Below are 10801 nucleotides of genomic sequence, written 5' to 3'. Positions count from 1 at the left end.
GCCCTGCCCCTCCCCCACCCTGCCACCGATGCAGCGCGGCGCCGGGTGCTGTCAGGCTGGCTGCTGTCGCTGAAGCCGGTGGTCGGCGCCGGGGAGTTTGCGTATTCCAACGCGGGCTATACCGTGGCCGGAGCCATGCTGGAGGCCGCCACGGGGCAGGACTTCGAGACCCTGATGCGGCAATGGGCACAGCCACGCGGCCTGCAGCCGCAGTGGCAGCCCCCTGCCAACGCAGCGCAGGGCTACGAGGGGCCCGCCCCGGGCAAGCTGCAACCCGCCATCGGGTTCGGACCCGAGGTGCTGCCTTGGGTGGATGCGGCCAAGCCGTCGGGGGATGTGTGGATGACTCCGGCAGGCTATGGCCGGTGGCTGGCAGAACACCAGCGCGCCTTCCAGGGCCGCAGCCATGGGTTGCCTGCGGCCTACGTGCAGCGGCTGCGCACCCTGCGCAGCGGCGACTACGCGCTGGGCTGGGAGGGCTCGTGGCTCCACGGCCAGGGCGCCATCGTGCACAGCGGGGACAACATCGGATTCATGGGCCTGACAGTGTTGGCACAAGACGGCCGCAGCGCCTACTTCGCGCTCAGCAACACGCGCAGCGTGGTGCCCGGCAGCTCCAGCTGGGTGCTGGACGCCCTGAACCAGGGATTGCTACGCCTAGTGAACCGCTGACCCACCACTCTGCGCCGCAATGCACAACCAACAAAACCGTAACGCGATCCCAACCCACCGCATGGAGCAGGAAGCCCCGGTCGATGCGGGCGACTTTGCCGACTGGCTGGACCACACCCTGCGCGGGCTGCACAGCGGCACCACGCCCCCGGTGCCCTGCGGCGACTGCCGGGGATGCTGCACCTCGGGGTACTTCATCCCCCTGACACCGTCAGACTCCGCCGCCGTCATGGCCATCCCCGCGCCGCTGCTGAGCCCGGCCCCCGGCATGCCGCCGGGCTACCAGGTGCTGGGCCGCACGGCCCAGGGCGCCTGCCCCATGCTGGAGCACAACAACTGCGGCATCTACCCGGCAAGACCCCAGGCCTGCCGCGCCTACGACTGCCGAGTGTTCGCCGCTGCGGGCATGGCCGCAGGCACCGACAGCTTCTCTCGCATCAATGCCCGGGTGCGCGCCTGGCGCTTCTCGTATGGCAGCCACCACGCGCAGGCCACCCACCAGGCCGTGCAGGCGGCAGCCCGGTTCATGCAGGAGAAAGCCTCGGCCTTCCCCGGCGGCCGTGTGCCCCGCAGGCCAGATGAACTGGCTCTTCTGGCCCTCAAGGTGCACCCGGTGTTTCTGCGCGCGGATCTGTCCACCCTGACCGACAGCGCCATCGCGGCGGCCGTCATTGCCTCTAGCCGCGATTTCGATGCCAGGGGCCCCGAGGCCCGCCCACGGCAATAAGGCCCGCAGCGTGTGCCGTCCGCACCTGCGTCTGCGCGTGATCTGCGGCGCAGGGTATTGATCACTGCACCGGCATCGGCCTCACCAGCCGCACCGGTAGCTTGCTGGCCCGCGCCGCATCGCCCCGAGCCTCTCCGGTGGAGAGGTTTACCGCCCAGCCGTTGATCATGGCGGCCTGGCGGGCGTTGTCGCCCGCGCGGCCTTGGGCGATGTTGCCGTAGGTGTACTGGTTGACGCTGGGCGCACTCACATTGCTGGTAGACGACCAATGCCATTGGCCTGGCGCAGCAGGGAACAGGATGGGGTTCAGGCCCGGGGGCGACAATGATTTGTCCACCAGCCGCTGCAGCTCAGCCGCACGCGGGATGCGCCAGCCGACGCCTTCAGCCTTCCAGCGTTCGGCGGCCAGGGCCGTGGCCTCGGCCCGGTCCAGCAACTGGGGTTTGCCGGTGCAGGTTTTGCCAGTCCACTGCATGCCTTCCACGCAACGGGGCCAGGCCAGTCCCGCGCGGTGGTCCAGCACATAGCCACCGTCGGCCGAAAGCGACCAGTCTTGCGCAGCGGCGAGATCTGTGGCCCACACAGGCAGGGATGCGAACGCGCCCGCCAGCAAGGCAGAAAGTAGCAAATGGGGTTTCATGGGCGAAGGCGAGCGATGGAATGGGCTGTTGAAGAGGGCAAGCACCGCAGACTCGGATAGTGACACCCTACCCACTCCACCAGATCAATGCTACCCCTGCAGATCAAGAAACCTGCGCTGCGCTCTCACCTCGCATACCCGGTCTGCCCAGTTTGCAAGGTTTGGTGGGAACACCGGTCGGCGCCCCCAACGTAGGCAGTGCCTCGGCCAGAAACCCTACAAACGCTTAAAAGCGGGTGGTGACCGGGTAGGCAGATACAGCACACAGCACGCGCCAGTTGGGGGAGCAGATGGCCGAGCAGATCGCCAGCGACACCATACGCTTTGCCAAGCTGGTGGCCGACCACAAGATCAAGACCGATTGATTGAACGTGATCCGGTGGGAGCGGGTTGGTATAACCCCAGCCATGACGCCCCCCAACATCGAGCCCACTGTTCCCGCAGCCCTGATCCGCGCACTCGAAGAGCGCGCCTTCAACGCCTGGCCCGCGCGCCAGACGGTGTTCCATCGGGGCTGGGTGTTCCGGTTGTCGGGTGGCTACACCAAGCGTGCCAATTCGGTCAACGCGCTACTGCCCGGCGCGCCGTTTGACGGGGTGCGCGAGGCAGCTGCGGCGTTGTATGCGCGGCATGGGCTGCCCGCTGTGTTCCGCATCTCGCCCCTGGCCCCTCCCGAGGCCGACCAGGAGCTCGCCGAGGCGGGCTACCAGCATTTCGACCCTTCACTGGTGTTGCATCGGCCACTGGCCCTGGGCTCGGTGGGCAAGCCCGATGGCAGCACCCGCATCAGCACCACCCCGACGGATGCCTGGCTGGAGGGTTTTGCCGCCGCCAACAGCGTGCCCCTGCACCACCGCGCACTGCACAACAGCATGCTGGACCACATCGCCCACCCTGCCGCGTTTGCGTTGCAGCACGACGCGCAAGGCCAGCCCGTGGGCTTTGGGCTGGCGGTGCTGGAGCGCGGCGCCGTGGGCCTGTACGACCTGGCTGTGGCGCCCGAGCACCGGGGTGGCGGGCGCGGGCGCGCACTGGTCACCGCCCTGCTGCACTGGGCGGCAGAGGCCGGGGCGGCCGGCGCCTATTTGCAGGTGCGCGCGCAGAACACGCCAGCGCTGGGGCTGTACCAGTCGATGGGATTCAAGACGGCGTATGGCTACCACTACCGGGTGCCGGGCTGAGGGGGTTTTCAAGCTCCCTCTCCCCTTGCGGGAGAGGGTTGGGAAGAGGGGGTGAATCTATGCAGCGTGCCTGTGCGCCCCCTCTCCCCCCGCCCTCTCTCACAAGGGGAGAGGGAGTGAAGGCAGGGGCGGCCATGGATGCGGCGATTGGGGCCAGAATTTAATAAAAAATGGCAGTCTGCGCGCGTCCATCAACCCTTTATAGCTATTAAATATATAGCAAATCAAGCAGCAAATTCACCACTCACCGGTGGCTCAACTTGCGCACCGCCCAGTCGCCCAGACTCTGCACGGCCTGCACAAAGAAGATCAGCACCAGCACCACAGCCAGCATGATCTCGGGCAAAAAGCGCTGGTAGCCGTAGCGGATGCCCAGGTCACCCAAACCACCCCCGCCAATGGCACCGGCCATGGCCGAATAGCCGGTCAGGCTCACGAAGGTGATGGTCAGGCCCGCCACGATGCCGGGCAGCGCCTCGGGCAGCAGCACCTTCCACACGATCTGGGTGGTGGTGGCACCCATGGCCTGGGCAGCTTCGACCAAGCCGTGGTCCACCTCACGCAAGGCGGCCTCGACCAGGCGGGCCACGAAAGGCGCAGCGGCGATGGTCAGCGGCACCACGGCTGCGGCGGTGCCGATGGACGAGCCGGTGATGAAGCGCGTGAACGGGATGATGGCCACCAGCAAGATGATGAAGGGCGTGGAGCGCACGGCGTTCACCAGCCAGCCCACGAGCTTGTTGACGGGGCCGTTCTCCAGCACGCCGCCATGGTCCGTGAGGCGCAAAAACACGCCCAGCGGCACGCCGATGAGGCCGCCCACGGCGCCCGATATGCCCACCATGATGAGCGTCTCCCACAGCGAGGAGGCAAAGAGGTCCAGCATGGCCGGAGTGAAATGGTTGAACATGGTTGGCCTCTTCCTCAGATTTCAATCGTGACTTCTTGCACCGCCACGCCGCCTGCGCGCAGGTGCTCCACCGCGCCGCGCACTTGCGTGGGCTCGCCGCTGGCGTACACGGCCAGCGAGCCAAAGGTTTCGTCCTGGATCTCGTCGACCTGGCCGTGCAGGATGCTCATGTCCACACCGAATTCGCGGACCAGCTGCGACAGGATGGGCTGGTAGGCGCTGTCGCCCGAGTACGACAGGCGCAGCAGCCGCCCCGTGTGGCCGGGTGCCGTGGCGACCAACTGGCGGGTGAGCTTGCGCACATGGTCGAGCACGCTCACGGGCAGCTCTTGCGGCAGGATCTCGTCGATCAGGCTCTTGGTGATGGCCTGCTGCGGGCGCGTGAACACATCGAGCACGCGGCCCTGCTCCACGATGCGGCCCGCCTCGATCACGGCCACGCGGTCGGCCACCTGCTTGATGACCTGCATCTGGTGGGTGATGAGCACCACCGTGAGGCCCAGCTCGCGGTTGACCTGGCGCAGCAGGTCGAGGATGGAGCGGGTCGTCTCCGGGTCCAGCGCCGAGGTGGCTTCGTCGGAGAGCAGCACTTTGGGGCGGCTGGCCAGCGCACGGGCAATGCCCACGCGCTGCTTTTGTCCGCCACTGATCTGCGCGGGGTAGCGGTCGGCCAGATGGGCCAGGCCCACCAGATCGAGCAGTAGGTTCACGCGCGCACGGATGTCGGCTTTGCCCATGCCAGCCAGTTCCAGCGGCAGCGCGGCGTTATCGAACACGGTGCGCGACGACAGCAGGTTGAAGTGCTGGAAGACCATGCCAATCTCGCGGCGGGCCTCGCGCAGTTGTGCGTCGTTCAGCTGGGTCAGGTCACGGCCGCCCACGATGACTTGGCCCGTGGTGGGCCGGTTGAGCAGGTTGATGACGCGCACCAGCGAGCTTTTTCCCGCGCCGCTCTTGCCGATGATGCCGAACACTTCGCCCGGCTGAATGGTGAGGTCAATGCCGCGCAGGGCTTCGACGGGGCCTTGTGGGCCCTGGTAGGTTTGGGTGATACCCCGTAAATCGATCATGGAAAGCAGTGCGCGGCAGCGACCTCACGGTGAGTGGCCGCTGCCGCGCGGGTCTGGAAAAGGATGGGCGACTGTATCGGCGAATCGTAAGTTCACAAACGATTAAAAAATCGGGTGATTAGATCACCGAGTTATGAAGACCGTGGTACACAGACGTCGATAACTATGAAATTCATAGCTATCAGAGCAATACCATAGAGCGCAGACTGCCATTTTTCCCTGGATTTTCCTGACGACTCCAGCAACTTATCCAAACCATACTTCTATATTTCAATTTTTGTTGTATCATCGAATCATGCAAGAAACCGACGTCATCCGATCCCTCGCCGCCCTGGCCCAGGAAGTGCGCCTGCGGGTGTTCCGCGCCCTGGTGGTGGCGGGCCAGGAGGGGCTCACGCCCGGTGGGCTGTCTGAGCAACTGGGCATTGCGCCCAACACCCTGTCGTTCCACCTCAAGGAGCTGACCCACGCGGGCCTGGTGAGCCAGGAGCGCCAGGGCCGCAACCTGATCTACCGCGCCTCGTTTGCCACCATGAACGAGCTGCTCGCCTACCTGACCGAGAACTGCTGCCAGGGCGCTGCCTGCGCGACCGACGAGGCCACCGCCGCCTGCAAGTGCTGATCGCCCCCCACCAACTTACACCCTACGACCCACAGCCGAAAGGAAACCACCATGAAGCGATTCCACGTCCACATGCATGTCGATGACCTTGCCAAGAGCATCGCGTTCTACTCCCGGCTGTTCGCGGCAGAACCTGCGCGGGTCGAGACCGACTACGCCAAGTGGATGCTCGAAGACCCGCGCGTGAACTTCGCCATCTCCACCCGGGGCGACAAGCCCGGCGTGGACCACCTGGGCTTTCAGGTGGACGAGGCGGGCGAACTGGCCGAGCTCAAGGCCCGTGCCCAAGGCGCCGACATGGCCCTGCTGGACGAAGGCGCCACCACCTGCTGCTACGCCCGCAGCGACAAGCACTGGATCACCGACCCGCAGGGCGTGGCCTGGGAGCACTTCCACACGCTGGGCAACATCCCGGTGTTCAACGAAGCCGCTGCGCAACAGCCATCCAAGACCACGCAGCAGCCAGCCCAGGCCGCATGCTGCCCCACGGGCGCACCGTCCGCCCCCGCACCCGGCCAGGCCGCCTGCTGCGGCCCCACCGCCAACAACCCCAACAAATGCTGCTGAGCCCAGGTCGACGATGAGCACCCCACGCAATCCTTTGAACGTGCTGTTTCTGTGCACGCACAACTCCGCCCGCAGCATCCTGGCCGAGGCCCTGCTCAACGCCATGGGCCAGGGCCGCTTCAAGGCCTATTCAGCGGGCAGCAGCCCGCGCGACCACCAGCAGCCCCACCCTCTGGGCCTGCAGGCGCTGGCCCACGCAGGCATCCCCACCGAAGGGCTGCGCAGCAAAAGCTGGGACGAGTTTGCCGCCCCTGGTGCGCTGCACATGGACCTGATCATCACCGTGTGCGACAACGCAGCGGGCGAGGTCTGCCCCATCTGGCCCGGCCACCCAGCCACGGCGCACTGGGGCTATGCCGACCCGTCGGCGGGCGATGGCTCTGACGCCGACAAGGCCGAGGCCTTCCGCAAAACCCTGCACGCCATCAAGCAGCGCCTGGAATTGCTGGTGAACCTGCCGGACGACAAACTCGCCGCCACCGCGCTGCAAGCCACGGCCCGCAACCTGCCCGCGCAATAAGATGAAACACCCCCTGAGTCGCTTCGCGCCTTCACCCCTCTCTCGCTGCGCGGGAGGGGGACGCACCCGGTGGCCTGGCAAAGCCAGTTCCACGGGTGCACTGGTTGGGGCCCCGCCAGTTTCATGCATCGCGGGTGGCGCGCAGCGCAATGGATCACTGAAGGGATCACTGAAATGACCCTGCCACCAAGCCCTTTGCAACGCGCTGCCGCCAGCGCGTTGCCGCCCTCCCCCGCCACCGGCATGAGCGGCTTCGAGCGCTACCTGACCGTCTGGGTATTCCTGTGCATCGTCGCGGGCATCGCGCTGGGGCAATGGTTCCCCGGCGCAGCGCGCGCCGTGGGCGCGCTGGAGGTGGCACGCGTCAACCTGCCGGTGGGCCTGCTCATCTGGGTGATGATCATCCCCATGCTGCTGAAGGTGGACTTTGGCGCGCTGGCCGAGGTGCGCCAGCATGTGCGCGGCATTGGCGTGACGCTGTTCGTCAACTGGCTGGTCAAGCCGTTTTCGATGGCGCTGCTGGGCTGGCTGTTCATCCGCCACTGGTTTGCGCCGTACCTGCCCGCCGACCAGATCGACAGTTACATCGCCGGGCTCATTTTGCTGGCCGCCGCGCCCTGCACGGCCATGGTGTTTGTGTGGAGCCGCCTCACCGGGGGCGACCCGCTGTTCACGCTGTCGCAGGTGGCCCTCAACGACAGCATCATGATCGTGGCGTTTGCACCGCTGGTGGCATTTTTGCTCGGCCTGTCGGCCATCACCGTGCCGTGGGACACGCTGCTCACCTCGGTGGTGCTGTACATCCTGATTCCCGTGGTGATTGCCCAGTGGCTGCGCAAGCGGCTGCTGCGCAAGGGCCAGGCAGCCTTCGACGCCGCCGTGGCACGCACCGGCCCCTGGTCCATCGCCGCGCTGCTGGCCACGCTGGTGCTGCTGTTCGCCTTCCAGGGCGAGGCCATTCTTCAGCAGCCGCTGGTCATCGCCCTGCTGGCCGTGCCCATCCTCATCCAGGTGCTGTTCAATTCGGCCCTGGCCTATGGCCTGAACCGCGCCGTGGGCGAAAAGCACAACATTGCCTGCCCCTCGGCGCTGATCGGCGCGTCCAACTTCTTCGAGCTGGCCGTGGCCACGGCGATCAGCCTGTTTGGCTTTCACTCGGGCGCGGCACTGGCCACGGTGGTGGGCGTGCTGATCGAGGTGCCCGTGATGCTGGCGGTGGTGGCCGTGGTCAACCGGAGCAAGGGCTGGTACGAGGCGAGGGGCTGACGGGTGTACGGCGTGGGTCAAGCGGTCTTCCAAGGACTGCACGCGCACCACACACCGTTCGGGTTGAGCTTGTCGAAACCCTGCGCGGCGCTTCGACCAGGGCCTGTTCACACTATTTCTGCCAGATGCGTTGCGATGCGAAAGGGCCATGCGCAAGGCGCCAAACGAAGCTGGGGTGCGGCCCCAGCGAGGCTTGGCAACGCCGCGAATGGCCCTTTCGCATCGCAACCCGAAGGGAAGGCCGCCCCGGCCACGCCACTCGTCGTTGCGCTCCTAGCCAAGGCCCCGGCCTTGGCGTCGTCACGCGCCTAGATTGGCGCGACCGGGGTGGCCTTCGCACTGGCAGAAATAGTGTGAACAGGCCCTAGCTCAGCGTGAACGGTTGTCTGCTTGCGAATGCAACGGCCAAACCATCAAGCCGCCACCGCCCCGCGCGCCTGCACCCGGCGCGAAATGAGCAACCCCAGCACAAAAATGCCCACCGCCGCCACCGTGAACACCGGCGGCAGCCAGCCCCGATCCACGCTGAAAGCCACCATCAGCACACCCGTCGATTGCCCCAGGAACAGCAGACACGCAAACAGCGTGACCGCTGTGCCCCGCGCCTGGGGCGCCATCTGCGTGGCCTGCACCTGCAGCGTGTTGTGCAGCATGTAAAAACCAATGCCCGCCAAAAAACAGCCCAGCATGGCCCAACCTACCGCAGGCGCCCAGGCCAGCGAGAGCAAGCCAATGGCAATGAAGCTGGCCCCCAGCACGGCCAGCCCCTGCTCGCCCAGTGCCGCCAACCAGCGCCGCGCAAACACGCTGTAGATCAACCCGCCCACGCCATACAGCACCATCACACCGCCCGCCGCAGAGGCCGACAGCCCAAACCCATCCACCATGCGCGCAGGCACAAAGGCCAGCGTGCCAAACGCGAGCGCGCCCTCTATCGCCACTACCGCGAGCACCCAGCGCACGCGCGGGATGCGCAGCAGCGCCAGGGTGCCCGCCAGGTAGTTGGCCAGCGAAAACGCCGGTGCGCCCGGCGCCACCACCCTGCGCAGTGCCCCGCTGGCGCGCGCGTGGCGCAGCAGCAGCGTTGCCGCCGTAAAGAACAGCACGGCCAGCACCCCCAGCGCCGCGCGCCAGCCCAGCGTTTCGGTGGCAAAGCCGCCAAACCACTGGCCGGCCATCATCCCGGTGACCGTGGCCACCATCAGCCGCGCCAGGGTTTCCTGCCGCTGCTCGTAGGCCACCTCATCGCCAATCCATGCCATCGACAACGGAATGATCCCGGCCGCCGCTGCCCCCATGGCGGCACGCGCCACCACCAGCAGTTGAAAACTGGGAGCCAGCGCCGTCATGACACTGAACACCGCACACGCCGCCGTGGCGCCAATGATCACGCGCACCTTGCCCACCCGGTCGCCCAGCGGGCCATACACCAGCTGCAGCACGCCATAGGCCACGGCAAACGCTGCAATCACCGCCGAGGCATCGCCCGTGGTGATCTGGTATTCAAGAGACAGTGCCACCAGCATCGGGTCGCACACCCGCATGGAAGCCATGCTGCAAAAGGCCGCCAGGCTGATCAGCCGCAGCATCGTCGAGGAAGAGGTCATACAACCCGATTGTGGCGCACCGGGCAACTGCCCGCTGGCGGCGCGCGCACCACACGGTGGCATGCGCACACCTGCACTGACGTTTCGAGGTGGCAAGCGCCGACCCTGCGCTTACCATGAGCCCCGGATCGGCAAGAACCCACCCACCGAGCCGCCGGCTCACCTCCAAATCGAAACCCACCCACCAAACACCGCACAAGGAGCAACCAGGGGTGAAGAAAAGAAACTTTGTGGCCACCAGCGTCGGCCTGGCAGGCCTGTGGGCTGCAACCACCACCAGCCACGCAACCCCCAAGGCCAAGGCATCTCCCGGCCCCACCCTGCTCACCATCAGTGGCGCCATCACCCAGCCCAACCGTGGCGCGCTGGACCCCGCCATCGACCAGATGATGGGCAAACAGGGCATCCAGTTTGCCTACGCCCACGTGCTGGACACGGCAGCCCTGCAGCACATGCCCGCCGTCACCATCAAGCCCACGCTCGAATACGACAACAAGCCTCACACCCTCCAAGGCCCCCTGCTCACCACCGTGCTGGCCGCTGCGGGTGTGGGCAGCTCAGCAGGCAGCAGCCCCGTGCAACTGGTGCTGCGCGCGGTAGATGGCTACAACGCCACCATCAGCCTGGCCGACGCACAGGCCTGGCGCATGATCGTCGCCACCCACATCGACGGCCAACCCATGGCCCTGGGCGGCCTGGGCCCGCAGTGGGCTGTTTACGACGCCGACGTGCTGCCCGCCTTCAAAGACAAACCCGTGAAAGAACGCTTTGGCCTGTGCCCCTGGGGGCTGTACCACATTGAGGTGAAGAAGGCCTGAGGACACCTGCCACGCACCTGGTCGATAGCTACCCACACTTGCCTATCCGGCGCAAGAGGCCCATTTTTCTCAGATGTCTCTGCGCCACCTCTTCTCTGTTCCCCAAAAGCAGCACCGCCGGTGCACTGTGATTAAATTCAGTATTACGCCAGCCCAACTTCACCCTCATGACGGCGCTGCCCCCCCCCACTTCGGACGCCC

The 10801-nt window shown here is 66.3% G+C and carries 12 protein-coding genes; 8 read left to right on the top strand and 4 right to left on the bottom strand.

Going from position 1 to position 10801, the window contains the following annotated elements:
• Together DBR12_RS04010 and DBR12_RS04005 are read left to right on the top strand one after the other, a co-directional pair.
• The coding region (locus DBR12_RS04010) for a serine hydrolase (RefSeq protein WP_146185466.1) at positions 1-672 on the top strand (672 nt) is incomplete at its 5' end.
• A 19-nt stretch (positions 673-691) separates the two neighbouring features.
• Positions 692-1399, top strand: a complete 708-nt coding sequence (locus DBR12_RS04005) for a YkgJ family cysteine cluster protein (protein ID WP_108616068.1) — start codon at positions 692-694, stop codon at positions 1397-1399.
• Positions 1400-1460: 61 nt separating this feature from the next.
• Here the strand turns inward: DBR12_RS04005 and DBR12_RS04000 are convergent, their stop codons facing one another.
• A complete protein-coding gene (locus DBR12_RS04000; protein WP_108616067.1) occupies positions 1461-2039 on the bottom strand; it encodes a DUF1566 domain-containing protein in 579 nt (192 codons plus the stop codon).
• Between the two features lie 407 nt (positions 2040-2446).
• Here DBR12_RS04000 and DBR12_RS03995 point away from each other — a divergent pair, with 407 nt between their 5' ends.
• Positions 2447-3220, top strand: coding sequence for an N-acetyltransferase (locus DBR12_RS03995; RefSeq protein ID WP_108616066.1), 774 nt, complete (start codon positions 2447-2449; stop codon positions 3218-3220).
• A gap of 244 nt (positions 3221-3464) precedes the next feature.
• Here the strand turns inward: DBR12_RS03995 and DBR12_RS03990 are convergent, their stop codons facing one another.
• Together DBR12_RS03990 and DBR12_RS03985 are read right to left on the bottom strand one after the other, a co-directional pair.
• On the bottom strand, positions 3465-4130 hold the full coding sequence (locus tag DBR12_RS03990; protein ID WP_108616065.1) for a methionine ABC transporter permease: 666 nt from the start codon (positions 4128-4130) through the stop codon (positions 3465-3467).
• 14 nt (positions 4131-4144) lie between these two features.
• Positions 4145-5200, bottom strand: coding sequence for a methionine ABC transporter ATP-binding protein (locus DBR12_RS03985; RefSeq protein ID WP_108616064.1), 1056 nt, complete (start codon positions 5198-5200; stop codon positions 4145-4147).
• 295 nt (positions 5201-5495) lie between these two features.
• Between DBR12_RS03985 and DBR12_RS03980 the strand changes: the two genes are divergently transcribed.
• The 4 genes from DBR12_RS03980 (at position 5496) to arsB (ending at position 8175) form a co-directional block, all read left to right on the top strand.
• The gene (locus DBR12_RS03980) at positions 5496-5822 is read left to right on the top strand and encodes a helix-turn-helix transcriptional regulator (RefSeq protein ID WP_108616063.1); all 327 of its coding nucleotides are present in this window, start codon (positions 5496-5498) and stop codon (positions 5820-5822) included.
• Positions 5823-5873: 51 nt separating this feature from the next.
• Positions 5874-6389 (top strand): ArsI/CadI family heavy metal resistance metalloenzyme, encoded by a 516-nt coding sequence (locus DBR12_RS03975; protein ID WP_108616062.1) that lies wholly within the window; start codon positions 5874-5876, stop codon positions 6387-6389.
• A 13-nt stretch (positions 6390-6402) separates the two neighbouring features.
• Entirely contained in the window at positions 6403-6909 is a 507-nt protein-coding gene (locus DBR12_RS03970) for an arsenate reductase ArsC (protein ID WP_108616061.1), read from the top strand.
• A gap of 243 nt (positions 6910-7152) precedes the next feature.
• Positions 7153-8175: an ACR3 family arsenite efflux transporter gene (gene arsB, locus DBR12_RS03965; RefSeq protein WP_108616069.1), complete on the top strand. Its 1023-nt coding sequence runs from the start codon at positions 7153-7155 to the stop codon at positions 8173-8175.
• 413 nt (positions 8176-8588) lie between these two features.
• Here arsB and DBR12_RS03960 read toward each other — a convergent pair whose 3' ends face one another.
• Positions 8589-9782, bottom strand: a complete 1194-nt coding sequence (locus DBR12_RS03960; protein ID WP_233244290.1) for an MFS transporter — start codon at positions 9780-9782, stop codon at positions 8589-8591.
• A 212-nt stretch (positions 9783-9994) separates the two neighbouring features.
• Here DBR12_RS03960 and DBR12_RS03955 point away from each other — a divergent pair, with 212 nt between their 5' ends.
• Complete coding sequence (locus DBR12_RS03955) at positions 9995-10600, top strand: molybdopterin-dependent oxidoreductase (protein ID WP_108616059.1); 606 nt, start codon at positions 9995-9997, stop codon at positions 10598-10600.
• The last annotated feature ends 201 nt before the right edge of the window (positions 10601-10801 follow it).

Source organism: Acidovorax sp. HMWF029 (assembly GCF_003060895.1).
In the GTDB taxonomy this organism is placed as follows: domain Bacteria; phylum Pseudomonadota; class Gammaproteobacteria; order Burkholderiales; family Burkholderiaceae_C; genus Acidovorax.
The sequence above is the reverse complement of the archived record's forward strand: the minus strand, read 5'-3'. Positions and strand labels throughout refer to the sequence as shown.